The sequence below is a fragment of the Paenibacillus kobensis NBRC 15729 genome (assembly GCF_004000825.1).
In the GTDB taxonomy this organism is placed as follows: Bacteria; Bacillota; Bacilli; order Paenibacillales; family Paenibacillaceae; genus Paenibacillus_T; species Paenibacillus_T kobensis.
The window spans coordinates 42,094-58,288 of record NZ_BILZ01000003.1; the positions used below are offsets into that span (position 1 = coordinate 42,094).

The 16,195-nt window shown below is 50.9% G+C and carries 14 protein-coding genes; 3 read left to right on the top strand and 11 right to left on the bottom strand.

Annotated elements, in window-relative coordinates; all coding sequences use genetic code 11:
• Position 1: 1 nt before the first annotated feature.
• Positions 2–724, bottom strand: coding sequence for a response regulator transcription factor (locus PKO01S_RS03325; protein WP_127529882.1), 723 nt, complete (start codon positions 722–724; stop codon positions 2–4).
• Positions 725–917: 193 nt separating this feature from the next.
• Between PKO01S_RS03325 and PKO01S_RS03330 the strand changes: the two genes are divergently transcribed.
• Together PKO01S_RS03330 and PKO01S_RS03335 are read left to right on the top strand one after the other, a co-directional pair.
• Positions 918–1,586: a DUF4386 family protein gene (locus PKO01S_RS03330; RefSeq protein WP_127529883.1), complete on the top strand. Its 669-nt coding sequence runs from the start codon at positions 918–920 to the stop codon at positions 1,584–1,586.
• Positions 1,587–1,683: 97 nt separating this feature from the next.
• Positions 1,684–2,238: a VanZ family protein gene (locus PKO01S_RS03335; protein ID WP_127529884.1), complete on the top strand. Its 555-nt coding sequence runs from the start codon at positions 1,684–1,686 to the stop codon at positions 2,236–2,238.
• Between the two features lie 75 nt (positions 2,239–2,313).
• On the opposite strand, the gene PKO01S_RS03340 is transcribed toward PKO01S_RS03335, so the two are convergent.
• The 6 genes from PKO01S_RS03340 to PKO01S_RS03365 form a co-directional block, all read right to left on the bottom strand.
• Positions 2,314–3,072: a class I SAM-dependent methyltransferase gene (locus tag PKO01S_RS03340; protein WP_127529885.1), complete on the bottom strand. Its 759-nt coding sequence runs from the start codon at positions 3,070–3,072 to the stop codon at positions 2,314–2,316.
• Positions 3,073–3,372: 300 nt separating this feature from the next.
• Positions 3,373–3,597: a hypothetical protein gene (locus PKO01S_RS03345; protein WP_127529886.1), complete on the bottom strand. Its 225-nt coding sequence runs from the start codon at positions 3,595–3,597 to the stop codon at positions 3,373–3,375.
• Between the two features lie 30 nt (positions 3,598–3,627).
• The gene (locus tag PKO01S_RS03350; RefSeq protein WP_127529887.1) at positions 3,628–4,449 is read right to left on the bottom strand and encodes an arylamine N-acetyltransferase; all 822 of its coding nucleotides are present in this window, start codon (positions 4,447–4,449) and stop codon (positions 3,628–3,630) included.
• 12 nt (positions 4,450–4,461) lie between these two features.
• The gene (locus PKO01S_RS03355; protein ID WP_127529888.1) at positions 4,462–4,917 is read right to left on the bottom strand and encodes a DUF2269 family protein; all 456 of its coding nucleotides are present in this window, start codon (positions 4,915–4,917) and stop codon (positions 4,462–4,464) included.
• Between the two features lie 93 nt (positions 4,918–5,010).
• Positions 5,011–6,189: a LuxR C-terminal-related transcriptional regulator gene (locus PKO01S_RS29100; RefSeq protein ID WP_218031452.1), complete on the bottom strand. Its 1,179-nt coding sequence runs from the start codon at positions 6,187–6,189 to the stop codon at positions 5,011–5,013.
• A complete protein-coding gene (locus PKO01S_RS03365; RefSeq protein ID WP_127529889.1) occupies positions 6,186–6,665 on the bottom strand; it encodes a hypothetical protein in 480 nt (159 codons plus the stop codon). Before PKO01S_RS03365 ends, PKO01S_RS29100 begins: the two co-directional genes overlap by 4 nt.
• Before the next feature lie 783 nt (positions 6,666–7,448).
• Here PKO01S_RS03365 and PKO01S_RS03370 point away from each other — a divergent pair.
• The gene (locus tag PKO01S_RS03370) at positions 7,449–9,890 is read left to right on the top strand and encodes a DUF7507 domain-containing protein (RefSeq protein ID WP_127529890.1); all 2,442 of its coding nucleotides are present in this window, start codon (positions 7,449–7,451) and stop codon (positions 9,888–9,890) included.
• Between the two features lie 203 nt (positions 9,891–10,093).
• On the opposite strand, the gene PKO01S_RS03375 is transcribed toward PKO01S_RS03370, so the two are convergent.
• From PKO01S_RS03375 to PKO01S_RS03390, 4 genes are all read right to left on the bottom strand, one after another.
• Positions 10,094–11,323, bottom strand: a complete 1,230-nt coding sequence (locus PKO01S_RS03375; protein WP_127529891.1) for an NAD(P)/FAD-dependent oxidoreductase — start codon at positions 11,321–11,323, stop codon at positions 10,094–10,096.
• A gap of 81 nt (positions 11,324–11,404) precedes the next feature.
• Positions 11,405–12,649, bottom strand: coding sequence for a DUF4153 domain-containing protein (locus PKO01S_RS03380; RefSeq protein ID WP_127529892.1), 1,245 nt, complete (start codon positions 12,647–12,649; stop codon positions 11,405–11,407).
• A 176-nt stretch (positions 12,650–12,825) separates the two neighbouring features.
• A complete protein-coding gene (locus PKO01S_RS03385; protein WP_127529893.1) occupies positions 12,826–13,593 on the bottom strand; it encodes a M15 family metallopeptidase in 768 nt (255 codons plus the stop codon).
• A gap of 164 nt (positions 13,594–13,757) precedes the next feature.
• Positions 13,758–16,190: a M13-type metalloendopeptidase gene (locus tag PKO01S_RS03390; protein WP_164779460.1), complete on the bottom strand. Its 2,433-nt coding sequence runs from the start codon at positions 16,188–16,190 to the stop codon at positions 13,758–13,760.
• Between the last annotated feature and the right edge of the window lie 5 nt (positions 16,191–16,195).

Below are 16,195 nucleotides of genomic sequence, written 5' to 3' on the forward strand. Positions count from 1 at the left end.
CTTATTGGCCTTCCCACTTGTAGCCGATGCCCCATAATGTCTTGATGTAACGGGGAGCGGACGGCTGATCTTCTATCTTCTCCCGCAACCGGCGAATATGGACGTTAATGACATTCTCGTCCCCGTAATATTCATCGTTCCATATGAATCCGTATAGCTGCGCCTTCGTGAACACGCGGTTAGGATTAGAAGCGAACAGCTTCAAAATCTCGAATTCCTTGGCCGTCAGCTTCAGATCCGAACCATTCTTATTAGCCGAGAAATTATCCAAGTCTATACGCAGCGTGCCAATCGTCAATACACGCGGCTCCGCAGCGGACGAATGGTTCCCGGCTCCGGCAGGCCCAGCATCGGAATAGGTCGTCGCGCGGCGAATAGCCGCCTTGATCCGGGCGGATACTTCGATGAGGGAGAATGGCTTCGCGATATAATCATCCGCACCGAAGCCGAGTCCAATTGCTTTATCTACATCGCTATCCTTCGCCGACATGATCAGGATGGGCACCCTGCTCAGCTCCCGGATGCGCTTAATTACTTCAATGCCGTCCAGCTTAGGCATCATGAGGTCCACAAGAACAATATCAAAAGCACCTTGCTGGAACCGGGCAACACCCTCTAGTCCATCTAGCGCCACCGTGACGTTATAGCCTTCTTTGAGCAGGTAGCTGTGGAGCATCTCGACGATCTGGCTGTCATCCTCGATAAGCAACAAGTGATGAGACATCTTTTCTGCCCCTTTCATTCCAAATGCTGTCTATTTCTATCCTATCCATCTATCATATTCATGATCTAGAACCTTCGCAAGGCATTCGGAATCCCTCCTTCTTCCTCATGAACATACTTTAGTATCTACTCGATGATCCGTGCTGCCGGTACACTGATCGTAAAACGCGCAGGAGAGCGGAGGTATCGGAACGATGTTGACGACCCGCAGCTTGAACAGCTTAACGCTTATAGGCGGCATTGCCGCGCTAATTAATGCATTCGCGTACATCGTCGGAATAGGTCTTGTATTCACCTACCTGAGTCCAGTCATGAACGCTGAAACCGAAGAGTATGTAAAATTCATCGCCGATCATCAGACGCTGATGTTCGTCTGGCACCTGCTCATCTATTTGATCGCCGGCGTAACGATGGTTCCTTTGGCACTCGCGCTGCATGAACGGCTTAAGCACGGATCGCCTGCAGGGATGATGATCGCCACCTCCTTCGGGCTGATCTGGGTCGTTACGGTCATCTCCAGCGGCATGATTATCGTCAACGATCTCGGCGTCATTGCCGACCTGTACAGCGAAGATCCCACACGGGCGAGTACGGTATGGTTATCGCTGTCGGCTGTAGAGGAAGGGCTTGGAGGCGCGATCGAGCTTCCAGGCGGGCTATGGATATTGCTCGTAAGCGGAGCTGCTCTGCGGTCGGATGCTCTTCCGAAGACGCTCAACATCATTGGGATCATCATCGGTACAGCAGGAATCTTAACGGTTGTTCCCGCGCTTTACAGCGCAGGCTATGTGTTCGGTTTAGGTGCTATTGCATGGTTTATCGGGGCGGGCATCGCGCTGCTCCGCAGCCGTTCCATAAATTAGTTATGACCAAATCCGTTTTTTAAGAAAATCGAAAGGTTTTTCTTATGTTTGCTTAAACCCGCTGCTCTATGCTGGATAGAGAAAGGCGGGAGGCAAAATGATGAAACGAATGCAGGCGCTTATAACTTTGCCGGTTACGTTGCTGTTTGTGGTATACCTATACATGCTGGTCAAAATCATTTTATTCAAGTTCGGCGAAGTGAACTTCATGTTTTTATGGAGGCAGGCCGAGGCGGCTATAACCGACAATAGCCGGCTGCGGGTTGGGCTGTACGGAGCTAATTTCACCCCATTCCATACCATTGCAGGCAACCTGCACAGCGGAGCGCTCTACGAATATATTCAGCTCTATGGAAATATCGGGTTATTTATCCCTTTCGGCATGTTCATGGCGTATCTAGTACGAGGCAAGCGGTTTGGCTTTGTAACATACGGGGCAGTGCTGGTTTCCTCGTTTGTACTATGCTTGCTGCTGGAAGGCATTCAGCTCCTATGCACCATCGGAACGTTTGACGTGGATGATTTGATTCTGAACACGGCCGGCGGCGTGCTCGGATGCATGCTGTTCCACTTGTTATCGCTGACCGCTAAGACGGCACCTAAACCAGCGGCTGCACTAGGTTCTTCTATTTCACAAAGCACCGTCTCCTAGCCGGCCAGAATTTATTTATACGTTGAACATTACCCGCAATAGATGAATGGCTGCCATATCGATGGCAGCCATTCTTTACTTTTTCGTGCATTTTATGATGAAGGCAGGAGGAATAAGGGATGCCTTCATAGGCGTGTACCACACTGCGGGGTCACCCGATTTATTGTCCTCGCAGATCATGACATCCTCCACGACCTTTTCAATTTGAAAGCCCGCTTGAATGAGTTCATTAATATAGGTGCTCAGTTTCAATTGAGTCATGATAGCCGGACTATCCCATGGTTCACACTGCTGAAGGCCTTCCTCATGGTATGACTTATGAATGACCAATTGGTCGCCGCTCTGTTTCATACGGCTGTGAAGCGGATGCTCCCAGCTGAAGATAAACGTTCCGCCCGGCTTTAAGTAACTGTTTATATTGTGGAGCGTCTTCCCTAAATCAACCGTCCAGCCAAGCGCGTAAATCGAATACACGATATCGAAATGCTCTGTCGGGATACCAGGGTTCTTCTCCATAGCTCCTTGAAACAGGTTTAATTTAGCTTGGCAGTCCGACAGCAGATTCCGCGCCGTATCGATTTGCGTATCGGACAGATCGATTCCCCATAGCTCCGAGGCGCCGTGCGAGGCCATATACTTTAGCGAGTGCCCGCTTCCGCAACCGATCTCCAATACTCTCTTATTCGATAGATCGCCAAATAGGTTTAGTTCGTTTTCTGTAGGCATGAATGGGCCGTATACTGGAAGTGCAGACCTTCCGAAAAAACGAGGAGCCGCTGCATCCCAGCTTTTTTTGTTGGATATGATGTAATCCTCTTTTATTGATTCCAACATGTATCTCTTCCTCTCTTACTTTTATACCTAATATATTCCATATAAATAATCAATTAACCTGCCTGGACATATATGCCGACCTAAGTAAACTGTGAACAAATCAAATAGCCCAAACCATACACGGATAGTGTCCGTCTACTGATTGGGCATATGTTTATTAATGGGCCACGAGCTATTGAACCGTATACCGCCGTCAACGATGAGCGAGCAGCCGGTTACAAAATCATTTTCACACAAGAAAACAATGGCATGCGCGCCGCTGACACGGCGAACGATACTGGAGGTATAGCTTACACAGGCTTACACAACCGGAACTTCAGGTATTTCCGGCTCATTTGTATCTGGGCCCATCTGCATCTGCATCTGCATCGCAACAGCTTGGGCTCTCTCCGGCTTCGCTTCGGCTTTCACCGCTACGGCTACTCGCTCTGGCTTTGCCTCGGCCTTAACAGCAGCATACACCGGGAATGCAGCAACCATCATAGTCGCAGCTAATGCCATCATCATCACGCTTTTTCTTTTCATTTTCGTTTACCTCCAATATGGTTATAGCTCTTAGATCTCCGCGAACAACCGGTTGCCGCGATCAGCAATAAATAGGAGTGCTTGATTGAGACGCTCTCTCCGAAAGCCGAACGTTTGCTCCATCATCGCTATCCAGTCTTGTTCACAGGAGTATTCATGAACCTCGGTACTATAGTCGGTTTTGATGAACAGCTTCTGATTGATGACCGAGTAGGCAGCGCCCGGTTTGAATAAGGTCACGACGATTCTGCGCATAAAAGGGTTATCCTCTTCATCCCTAAGCGAATGAGTAATATCCGGTTCAAAGCTTTCCGCTGCGGCTGGCGTCCACTCGATATATTTCGTTACGAGGCTTTGACCATTTGCTCTTCTATCGATCATGTAACGGTTAGAATCCAGCTTGGAAATCTCTACTTCCTCCCCGCGGCGGGAGAACCGGGGCTGCTCCTCCAAATCCAACGGCTCAAACAACGGTGCCCCATAACCTACATCTACATAGTAGGAGCGCCCCTCGACGGTCACTTGATTAGCCATATGGGCATTGCCGTTCGTTGCCCGGATGAATTCCGCACGGAACCCGAGCGATTGAAGCAGCCTGCCGAAATGGAGGTTCAGAATATAACAATTGCCCCCCAATCCCTCGCGCTCAACATGATCTAGAAAGGTGTCCAACGGCGGAAGCCATTCCCATCCGGTCTTCCCTCGAGTCGTGCAGTAATGAAACTTGCTCAAATTTTCGAACGAAATCGTGTGCAAATGCCTTCGGACCAATAAGCGCAAATAGTCCAATGTCGGCGTTTGAATGTCGGCCTGAAGACGAGATAAGTATCGCTGCTGTAAGGCTATATCCACGTCAACACCCCATTAATCCGGCTTTGCAATCATGAAGACAAATAGAAGGAGCCCTAGTATACCCGCCCACAAATGAAGACTACGTACACGGGAATATAGACCGTTCAGATGGACCCCCGGTTCTTCCCGGGTCTTCTCTCCGGTTTCGTCAATGAACTTCAGCAGCTTGGCTGCTGACGGATTCAAAAACCCAATGACGAGGATTTCAATTCCAACGTATACGGCCAATGATCCAATAATCCATACTTGTGCGAATGGACCGTACGAACCGAGGAAAAATAATAAGAGGCCCGAGAGAACAGCCAGCGTGCCGAATATTTTGGGGAATATCTCCAAATACGCGACCTGCATCAAATTTCTTTTCATCTCTTCAACCGTTAACGCCTTCCGCAGCAGGAAAGGAAATGCATAGGCCGGTCCCAGGCCCAGGATCGCGGTCAAAACATGAACAACCACTAATCCCATCATTTAAATCACCGCTTTCGATGAGTATTTGTTTCTGCCCTCATCATAACAAGCGGTTTTGAATGCTTATATCGGTGAAAATACGTATTTAACGGCCTATTCGGAGCCTTCTGCGAGCAATCCCTTCTCCATCACATAACGGGTCAAGGCGGCGCGGGACGGAACATTCAGCTTCAGGTATATCCTCTCCAGATGCGTCGTCACGGTTCTCGGGCTAATGAACAATTGCTTTGCGATCTCCGCATTCGTAAGCCCTTTGGCAACATTGACCGCCACTTGCCGCTCCCTTGCGCTCAGGCTGGAGTGGAAAGGGTCAGCTTCTTTTTGCCATTGCAGCTTGGCAAGCTCTATAACCTGCTTAAACAACGCTTCCCGCTCCGGTGCCGGTATGGATGAAATCGTAAGCAAAACTTCTCCAAGCTTTGCAGCAAGACTGGCAAGATAACGGTCCTCGACGGAATGAACGGACTCCATCTGTCCGCTGGCCCCTTCACAACAGACGATACCGGCTAAGGCGTGAGAGGAAAGAATGGGGAACGCCAGGTAACTGACCGGTGTCCCTTCTGTGAAGGTAGCCGCAGGCCGATCCCCCTGCTCGACTGATTCAGAGCAGATCGAATGGAGATACCTAAGCTGGGAGCGAATGTTTTTTAAACGGACAATGCGGCTTTCACTCTTGACGAGCCGAGCAAGTCTCTTCATCGAATCAAATGCCGACTCATCCACTCCGGCTCCTGGAACTCCCCGTGATGCTTGCAGCTTCACATCCTCATCGGTTTCCCCCGGAATCCAATAAGACAGCCGGTTCCAGTCATGAACGGCTGCCAGTACGTTCAGCAGATCCCCGTACGTTTCCGGAGGCGGTTTCAGATGAACGGATTCTTCGACACATTGGCGCACCGAGACGACCTCGAATACGACGGCCGACCGTAATTGCGCAGGCAACGGAACACCAGCCACCCAGGATACGGTCTCAATATCCTGTCTAATTTGTTCGAAGAGGGTTCCTTCGTAATCGGAACGGATATAACGAACGGAAATCTCCCAGTGGATGAGATCTTGTGGATTCACTATTTTTAGCAGAGCAAGCGGATTTTCTTCTAAGTTCCGAAAGCTCTTGTTCAGAAGTTGGTTAGCAATAGCAACGTGGCGAGTTTCGGTGCACCAGACCCGGGTCAGGTTGGCGATATTGGGGATTCCTTCGACAGAACTGGTGACAAGGCATGCAGGCCAAGCACCTTCGAATAGAGACATAAGTTCTATAGGCAGCATCATGATTTCCCTCTTTCCGTCTCCATCACAATAGATCCGGCTCTAGGACCGGGGGTTTGCACGTAGACCGCTCGGATTTGAATGCCGACCGCAAGACATTCGGATGGCGAGACCTGAACTAGTGATGCAACACCCGGCAGCTGCTGGGATACCTTTCTGCTCTGCTCGTAAAGCTTCGTATTATCTTGCTTCGTCAGCGACCGAAAACCGATGAACTGGCCTTTAAACTGATAGGACTCATTGTCCACTCCCGAGGTAAGAAGCACGGCCAAATGCTGCTGGTTCTCTATACATTCTTTTAGCCTTAACCACTGGGTTTTCAAGATATATATCCATAACAACTCCCGTTCGGGCTCCGGCTGTACGCCGTATCCCCTAGAGATATAAGGAGTCGTTCCTTTCTGTGCTGCCGCCAAATGAATAAAGATAGGCACCGGCCTTTGCAAAAAAAGGTTAATTTCGTCTGGCCACTTATTCATGTCGTTCCCCATCTCCTGCTTACTTCAATATTCCGAGATCCTGGCATAGTGCATAGAGAGCATGCTCGCCGCGCAGCTGGTTCCGATTGCGGGTTTCAAGCCTTTTCAGCGAATCAAGGGCAACTTGTTTGGCTAGTTCGACTTGCGCCCCGTCCAACTGCCAAGCTCATATGGTCGGCTGGTTTGCGTCGTTATACAAGCTTCTCATCATAACGTACAGCTTCGGGTTTGGAGAGCATATCACAGTTGTTAATTACGAGGAATATTATTTAAATATAGTAGATCGTAACAGACTAACTCAATTATCTTTTGCAGGGGGTCACTATGGGGAGTTTTCACTTCATCGGCATTAAAGGCTGCGGCATGAGCGCATTGATTATGACCATCCGGACTATTGTGTGTGGATGAAGTTAGGCATGCCTTTGAAGAGATGGCCTCCCAAATGTCCAAAACGATTATAGCATGCGGAGACGACGAACAGGTTCATCTGCTCAAGACAACTACACCTGTTCTCTATTATGGTTTCGAACAAAACAACGAACTCAACCTCCGATATATCCATTGAAAAAGGGGCCGCTTTCTTCGATGTCTATTACCACAGTACCAGGATCGGCCGTTTCGGCATTCCAACGTTCGGCAAGCACAGTGTGCTCAATGCCCTCGCGGCAATCAGAGTTTCTCTCGTGCTAGACCGGGATTTGGATATCACATCTGGAACATGAGTACTGGCCCGCAGGCATAAACTGAGCCGAAGAAGTTATGCAGAATAGGCGGTGACATACGATGCCTTTCATTCTCCGATTCAGCGGCAACGACACCGGCGCCATAACGTTCACCGGCAATACGTTAGGCCTTAGCCGCTCTTCACAAGAGGGAGTCCCCGGAACCCGCGATTATATCGGGGCCTTCATCACAGTCGATACGAATCTGCAATTCGGGAGCTACCCCCCTGGAACAACTTCAGACTTTAACTTGGACAGCGCGAGCGCTATTCTGCGTCTGCCTGCCGAGAGCGAGGTTCTCTACGCAGAGCTGGTATGGGCGGGTACGTACAATGTCACTGGCGGAACGAACAATTATTTGGCCTTTATCGACAAGTCTGTCTCGTTAACGACTCCGCTGGGCGCGACATTCGCCATCGCACCCGATCCGGCCACAGCGCAAATATCACACCGGAATGCTACGGATAATTACTTTCGTTCCGCCAATGTTACTCCCATCATTCAGTCAAGCGGAGCCGGTACCTATACGGTTGGAGGAGTGGTCGGTAATATCGACTTTGGCAACAGCACAGCGAACAGCTGCGGCTGGACGTTATGCGTTGTCTATGAGGATCCCGCCATGCCCTTCCGGAATTTGAGCCTTAATGTCGGCATTGTCGAAATCGCCTTCGGAAGCGATCCTTCTGTTACAACTACCCTATCCGGATTTGCAACGCCGATCGAAGGTCCGGTAAGCGGACGAATGGCGCTCGTCGCCCAGGACGGCGACGCCAACAAAGTCGGAGACCAAGTGGCGTTCGGTCCGAGCGAAGCGAACTTAACCGCGTTGAGCGGACCTAACAACTTCTTAAACAATTTTTTTGCTTCGCAAATTAACGACGATAGCGGCAATCTGGACACGTCCGGAACATTCGGCGACCGGAATCAGATCAATGGGGAGCCGGGGACGCAAATCGTAGGCGGCAGACAAAGCTGGGACATCACGAACGTAGACATCTCCGAGACGCTTCAGAACAACCAGACTTCGGCCGTCTTCCAGTTGCGGACGACCAACGATGGCTATTCCGTTATTGCGGTTGGCATCTACATCGATATTAATTCACCTCGCATTACAGTCGAGAAAGACGTCGATGCTGACTTGGCCGAGCTCGGACAGATTCTGACCTATACGGTCGTCATCGGCAACTCGGGCACAACGGCGGCGGATGCACTATTCCTGCTGGACAGCTTGCCGAACGATACCGCATTCGTTCCCGGCAGTCTCACAGTGGACGGCGTCCCGAGTCCGGGCGATCCGCTCACAGGCGTTAGCCTTGGATCATTGGCGCCTGGCGACACCGTCATCGTTACCTACCAAGCTATTGTCGTATCCTTCCCGGATGATGGTCTTATTCGCAACCAAGCGATTGTTGAATTCCAATACCAGAGCATCGCAGGCGGCGAGATCAATACCGGGGATATCCCCTCCAACGAAGTCATAACCCCTATTGCTCCGCCGAACTATCAACTGGGCATTACCAAGACCGTTGATCGGACGGCAGCTCTAGCTGGAGAAACCGTCTTGTATACGATTACGGTAACGAATTTATCCAACGCTCCGCTCACAGAGGTTAAGGTCGTGGATCCTTTCCTCTCGTTCGAGCAAACCATTCCGATGCTGGCATCCGACGAATCCATCGCTTTCCGCGTGCCCTTTACCATACCGCCTGGCACTCCGGGCAATACGCACCTAGTCAACACAGCCCGTGCATCGTCAGACCAGACGGGCGAAGTCTCTGCAACCGCCATGGTTGCCGTACCGCCGCAGCCTAAGCTAGAGATATCCAAGACCTCCGACCGAACGACAGCCGCTCCTGGGGATCAGATCGTCTACACGTTCAAGGTATCGAATACCGGCAATATCCCTCTTACCGGCGTCGTGCTTACAGATCCGCTTCTAGGCCTGGTCGAAACGATCGGATTGCTGGCGCCTGGACAATCGGTAACGGTACAGCGGTCATTAGTCGTTCCATCCAATGCCGCGGGCGGCACCGTCATTGCCAATATTGCGACGGGCGTCTCGATCGAGACGCCGCCCATAAGCGGCAAGGAGCAGATCACCGTCGTGCCTCCGCCGCTCGCCGTCACGAAGTCGGCTGTGCCTCATGAGGTCGCCATAGGCGAACCGATCCACTATCGAATTGTGATCGCCAACCCGGGACAATTGAAGCTGATCGATCTGAAGGTTGCCGATATTTTGCCGGAGCCGCTGCGGCTCGTTCAGGGCAGTGTAAAGGTTAATGGGCGGCAGCGGCCCGACGTAAACCTTGAAGAGATTCAGCTGGGATCGATTGCACCCGGCGAAGAGATCGTCATTACGTTCTTCGCCATTCCCGAACGGCTCAACGACGCGGATATGGTTGCCAACCAAGCCGCTGTGACGTTCCGCGTTGTCGTGTCTGGCCCCATCTTCCAACAGGAATCCAACCGGGTCGAAGTGGAGCTGAAAGAGGAAGAGGAATAAGCGTTCTCCTCTCTCTAGCGCGAGTGAAGGGACTGTCCCAAAAGCGTTCGTATAACACGAGAACGTCCCATTTAATACGCAAAAGGACCTCGAAATCCACTGCAGCAAAGTGGAGGTTGAGGTCCTTCTTTTCGAAGATATTTGATTCTAAGTGGGGGCCAAAAAATCCAAAATTGACTTTTGAGACAGCCCCCGGAATAGAACTAACTTCCTTCCAACAAACTCCATATACGCGATTCAAAGTCTTCCGGCTCCAACGCGTGATTGTACATCCCAAGAAAAGCCCGCGTTACCTCTCGATCAGCCGCGATCAGCCGGTTAACTGCTGTCTGCTCCGGTGTGAACGTAACATTCCTCGTGACCTGGCAAGCCATATCATACCGTGGCATCATCTTCGCTTCCGCCAATTTCTGATACGTCTGCGCCATTTCCTCCCATGAAGCGTCCCAGTTGTCATAACGAGATAAAATATCGGTCAATAAGCGTGCGCTGTACAGCGCATCCTGCATGCCTTGCCCGACAGCGGGATCCTTGAACGATAAGGCATCCCCCACGAGCGCCCATCCTTCTCCCATCCCTTGATGCCAATCATTATCGTAGCCTCGCAGCCCCCGCACCTTGCCAGCAAGAGTCGATTGGCGCAGCCGCGCCGGCAGCGGAGAATCCGCGAATCCGCTATCAATCAACTCGCGCATAGCCGTCTCCGGGGAAAGGGTGAACCGCCCGCTCCACTCCTGATCATCCAATGGAAACATGACGCCGATAACGTATAACTGATCGCTAGTCGGGAATACGATGACCATTTTATCTTTGATTTTGTATAACTCTACATGAAGGTCGCCGTCCTGCTTGTAGCCGGAGAAGTACCCGACATAAGAAGCATAGTCCGTCGGCACGGCCATGAGCTGTGCGCTGTTCACCTTCTCACGCAAGGTCGAGTTGCGGCCGTCGGCACCAACAACGAGCTTGGCTGTGAATTGCTCTGCTTCTCCGCTGCGGCGAATACCCGTAACCCCGGCAATCTTGCTCCCATCCCGAATCACGTCCGTTACCCGGAAGCCTTCGATCGAGGTGACGCGGGCTTGCGATGCTGCATGCTCGAACAAAATATGATCCAGATGCAGGCGCCTGACGCACAAGCATTCCGTCTCCCCATCCACCTCCGGAAACTCCCCGTCGATGACGACATCTTCGAACTGAACGACAGCCCTCTTGTACAAAGGCGTGCCGGTTTGCAGCAGCCGATCCAGAACGCCCATTTCCCGTAATATCGCCAAGGAGTTGTTGAAAAAATTGTGGGTCGACAAGATATCGCTCGGAAACTCACCCTTGTCCACCAGCAGAACCTCGTAGCCTGCCTGGGACAGCTCATAAGCAAGAGTGGAGCCCGCGACCCGGGCTCCAACAATAATGACGTCGTATTGATGGCTCATTCAATCATTCCTCCCGTAACGGTTGTACCGACGATCGGTCCTCCAACCATCATATTGGATAGAATGAAATCCTATGCCGGACTAAAAGAAGAGAGGGAATATAAAAGTAACCACAGCCGCCCACAGCCCGTAGACCGGCAGATACTTCGTCACGGCATCCTGGATGGAGGAATAACCCGACCGGTTCTGCAGAAGGCGTACATATGAGATTAAGATCCATATTAGATTGGCCAGAATAACCGCGTTAATGCCTAGCACAGCAAGTCTATTGGCCGTAATCCCGTAAGAGGAAAGTCTGAACACGATGGCGGATAAGGCCACTCCGTCAATGATGACCGCTAGAACGATCAGAGCAGCATTGATATAGTCCGAAATGCTTCTTCGCTCATTCGTGCCGCTCTCCGTAATGGAGTAGATGGTGACAGCCAGAACGCCGATCAACACCCCATTGAAGGACAGGAGGAAATCACGGTCCAAGAATGGATTTTTGCCGACCGATGCCACCGTTATGAGATAAGCCAGCAAGGTAACCAGCACTAGCGGAGCGAAAATCCGGGCTATATACGGTGCAATATTTTTCGCAAGCTTCAGGTTTCGGGATACAAGATGCGCAGCGACCACTGCAAGAGCAGCTGCACCGAAGAGAACCACGTTCCGGAAATAGAATTCCGTTATATCCATCCCTACAAACTGAAACAACCGCATCGTAATTCCGGTGAGCAGCATCCCGCAGATCGCCATGCTGGCGTAGAGAATACCGAACTCCCCGTTGAATTTAAGATAAGCCAATCTCGTCTTGCCTGACCGATACTCGTTCCCTGTAAAGGCAAGACCCGCTAACACCCATAAGAATATCGGGAGGTGCAGATAAGCGAGAATGATACTGTCGCTCTGCTCCAGCGGCAGCAGGTTCAGATAAACGCCAGAGACTAATAATAATGACGCAACAGTGTAAACCACTTTCTTGCGGGCGGCATTATTGTATACGAAATAAGCAGCAATGAAAGGGAGTATGCCGAATGCAAGGTTGATCGGGGCAATCGATTCCTGCTCGGTGAAGTAAAATAGGATTCGGGTGCTGATCCCCGCCAGCAGCGCTAGAATACCCATGGATATGAAGGCTTTGTGAAGCAAAGAAGCCTTCTCCTTGCTTACCGTCTCTTTATAATTCAGCCTTTCGTTCCAGACGGCAAGAACCTCTGAATGCGGGTTCTGCTCCCAGGCGTATGCGAACGATTTCTTAAAAGCTTCGGGTTCCGTTCGGAACATTCTCTCGAGCTCCTGTGGATTCGAAAGGTTCTCCATTATTCGATTGTTAACGTCCATAGCCATGCCTCCCTTATTGCTTTTCACTAAAGAAATTATCACAACTTTTATCGTTTTACAATAAATTTTTATCGTTTAAATCTCGTTAGAAACGAGTATGTGACAGCCCACCTTCCATCCCTTCATACGACAAAAGCCCCTCTGCACGCTGTACAGAAGGGTGAGGCGATGCTGCTTTATTGGACCCGAATCACATTGTAATACTCCTCTAAGGAAACGCCGCGTCTCACCATCTCAAGCGAGATCTTACTCGGTCCTATATACCGGATATGCCATGGCTCATACTTGTAACCGGTAATATGCTCCTTGCCTTTGGGATACCGAATGATGAATCCAAATTCAGCGCTATGCCGGCCGATCCACTGCGCCTCCTTCGTATACTCGAAGCACGAGGATACAGCACACTTGCCGTCCTCGCCGCTTACGTCAATCGACAGCCCCGTCTGATGCTCGCTCGTACCCGGCAGTGCGCTATATTTCATCGCTTCGATATAGCCGTCTCTCTTCATATAGCTCTCGAACAGCCACTTCTGCGTATCGTACGAACGGTAGCCCGACACCCCGCTCAAATACAAGCCGTCCTTCCGCGCGGCCGCGAACAGCTTCTCCAATGCCTGAGCGGCCTCAGCCCGCAGCTGCCGCTTTTCGATCTTTTCCTCGAACAAGAACGGCACGTTCGGATAGACCAGATCATTGGGCTTGTAGTTTTGCGGCAAATAAATAGTTTTGTTCACAATGACTCCGATCGATGCGGGATACTTCGACGGGAACATCGTCTGCGCCGGAGTATTGTCGTCATAGGCGCGGTAAGATCTATGATCAATCGATTGGGTATGGTATCGATTCGGCGGCGAAGGTTCGGGGTTCATATGCTTGCCGCACCCGGTTGCGTGGAGAGCAAAGCCCATTATCACGAATAATGCGGCCATCTGTTTACGTTTCATCGGGGCACCTCTACACCAGACTGGTCCGGCAACGTCACACTCGAATTGTCGGCTGTTTCCTAGTATGAGCTGGTCTCCCTCTTCTTGATGAATGCCAATTGCCGGAAGCCGGGCGGACAGAACAGCAAAAAACCGGCCTGCGAGTGTAAGCCGGTTCGAATGGTTTACCAGATGGAGATGCGCTTATCCGGCGATAAGTACATTCCATCCTTCTCGGTTATGTTATACACCTTGTAGAAGCTGTCCAACATTCCCAGCACGAAATTTACTCTCACTTTATTCGGAGCGTGACTGTCGAACTGCATGTAGTTGACGACCGACTCAACAGGCATCCAAGCTGCAAAAGCATGGGCAAAGCCTTCGAACACCTGCGAAAGATCCGCGTTCGGGTCGTCATCGGCGATGTCCATAACACACGACATTCCGCCCAGATCGGCAATGGTCTCGGCCAGCGTCAGCTCGCCGTTCAGTTTATGGCCAGGCACGAGTTCAATGTCCGACAGCTCCTCCGCCATCTGGTCTGTACGCTTCTGGAATTCGGCATAATCCGCGTCCGTCCACCAATTTGCCAAATTGCCGTCTTTGTCGAACTTCGCGCCGTTCACATCAAAAGCATGAGATATCTCATGGCCGATAACCGAACCGATGCCGCCTAAATTCTGCTCGCGGCTCGCCTCTGGATCATAGAAAGGCGCTTGAAGAATGGCCGCAGGGAACGTAATACTGTTGGTCGAGGCCAGGTAGAATGCATTAACCGTCATCACCGGCAGCAGGCTCCATTCATCAGAGGCGTACGGTCCCCTAACTGCTTTCTTAATTATTTCTTCCGTCGCAACGTTCCGGCTTATCAGCATATCGAACATGGTGCCTCCTGCCGATGCGCTTGAGAAGCTATAAGAAAGCGTCGCTCCCCAATTGTCGGGATAGCCGATGTTCACCTTGATATGGTTCAGCTTCTCAATCGCTTTCGCTTTCGTCTCGGCGCTCATCCATGTCAGATCATTGATCCGTTCCTCATACTTTGCAATAATCTCGCTGACCATATCTTTTACATCATTCTTGCTGGATTCCGAAAAATAATGGCTGACGAATATTTTATCGAATGCTTGCGATTCCAAGTCTTGGGCCACTGCAGACGCACGCTCTTCGAGTGGAAGCTTCTCCGGCATGACGCCCAATAACGCTTGGTCCAATCCATCCCGGAAGTTCTGTGCCTTCTCGGAGAAAGCATCTTCATACTGTTCAAACGTTCTGAAGGTGAGCAAATCTTTAATCGCTTGTAAATTTTGATCGGTGATGAGGCTGTCGGCAAATTTAATGTATTCATGCTCTGGGGAGTAGACCGTCATAGTAGCAGGAAGGTTGTACATCTTCATTACCATTGCAGCTAATCCCGAGTTCGGCGTCGCCTTCTTCATGTCGTCCCATGTGGACTTCACTAAGGATTTGGCCGGGTCTTGCTTCTGTTCCACCGGCGTAGCCTTGGCAGAAAGCTGCCTCTCGATCTCGAATATCGCTTGCGCGCGCTCAGGAAGCTTATCTTTCTCGCCGCTGTAGCTTAGTACTTGCTCGATATATTTCTTATAGGCCTGTTGGACTTTTGCGAAAGAGGAGTCCTTGGAATAATAGAGCGGCGCGCCCAACCCCAAGTCTGTGCCGATGAAGGCAGCGGCAAATTTCGAGCGGTCCCCCAACGTATCCTCGGTAGGCGCATAGGCCATGAAAGGAACGAAGTTGAATCGATCCCCGTATTTCTCGGCAATTGACCGCAAGCCCGCAACATCTTTGACCGCATACAGTTCATCTAGATAAGAACGGAGCTTTTGAATTCCTTTCTCGCGCGCGGCTGTATCGGTGTACAAGCTATAGATTTGAGCCGCTCTCCATTCCGTGGATCCAAGCGCCGCTGCGCTTTTGTTCTTGAGAAGCTGTTGCATAATTTCAGAACGGGTGTCGTCCACTTTCTTCATCACGTCATAGAATGTTCCGGCTTCATGGAAGCCCGGCTGTATAACCGGAGCCGCAACATATTTCCGGTTCGTGTAAAGGTAGAAGTCATCCTTCAAGCCGACCTGTTGTGCCCCGTAAGGGTTATTCGCAGCTGCATGCGCCACGAACGACAACGTCGTCAGGAATTTCTGCGCCTGTTCGATCGTTGCATTGTGAGCAGGAAGCCCAAGATCGTCCAACAAGCCAAAATCATCAAGTGCCGCATAGTACGGTGCAGCCCATGCCGGCACATCTGCTGTGCTGCTGTTTGCTTCGATCCCTTTCCATTCAAGAAGGTTACAAGCAATAACGGCTAATTCCGGTCCCGTCACGAAGGAGTTAGGCTGAAACTTGTTGCCGCCCTTCCCCTTCATATAGCCGACCGTTACAGCGATTGCTATATCTTTCGCATTCGGATTGCTGGCAGGCACGTCAACAAAGGATTGCGCCGACTTGTCCGCCGTGATCTGGAACGTCTGATTAATCAAGGCTGCCAATTGTCCTCTTGTTACGAACGTATCGCTCGCCGCATAAGCATTCGACAATCCGATGCTGCCGGCTAAGACTACGGCTAGCAAACTTACAATGAGTCTCTGAATCTTCTTCAAAGCAC

Coding starts and splice junctions, on each gene's coding strand:
- PKO01S_RS03375 (WP_127529891.1), bottom strand. CDS start 11,323: ATGAGCCATCAATACGACGTCATTATTGTTGGAGCCCGGGTCGCGGGC.
- PKO01S_RS03325 (WP_127529882.1), bottom strand. CDS start 724: ATGTCTCATCACTTGTTGCTTATCGAGGATGACAGCCAGATCGTCGAG.
- PKO01S_RS03385 (WP_127529893.1), bottom strand. CDS start 13,593: ATGAAACGTAAACAGATGGCCGCATTATTCGTGATAATGGGCTTTGCT.
- PKO01S_RS03355 (WP_127529888.1), bottom strand. CDS start 4,917: ATGATGGGATTAGTGGTTGTTCATGTTTTGACCGCGATCCTGGGCCTG.
- PKO01S_RS03335 (WP_127529884.1), top strand. CDS start 1,684: ATGATGAAACGAATGCAGGCGCTTATAACTTTGCCGGTTACGTTGCTG.
- PKO01S_RS03340 (WP_127529885.1), bottom strand. CDS start 3,072: ATGTTGGAATCAATAAAAGAGGATTACATCATATCCAACAAAAAAAGC.
- PKO01S_RS03365 (WP_127529889.1), bottom strand. CDS start 6,665: ATGAATAAGTGGCCAGACGAAATTAACCTTTTTTTGCAAAGGCCGGTG.
- PKO01S_RS03345 (WP_127529886.1), bottom strand. CDS start 3,597: ATGAAAAGAAAAAGCGTGATGATGATGGCATTAGCTGCGACTATGATG.
- PKO01S_RS29100 (WP_218031452.1), bottom strand. CDS start 6,189: ATGATGCTGCCTATAGAACTTATGTCTCTATTCGAAGGTGCTTGGCCT.
- PKO01S_RS03370 (WP_127529890.1), top strand. CDS start 7,449: ATGCCTTTCATTCTCCGATTCAGCGGCAACGACACCGGCGCCATAACG.
- PKO01S_RS03380 (WP_127529892.1), bottom strand. CDS start 12,649: ATGGACGTTAACAATCGAATAATGGAGAACCTTTCGAATCCACAGGAG.
- PKO01S_RS03330 (WP_127529883.1), top strand. CDS start 918: ATGTTGACGACCCGCAGCTTGAACAGCTTAACGCTTATAGGCGGCATT.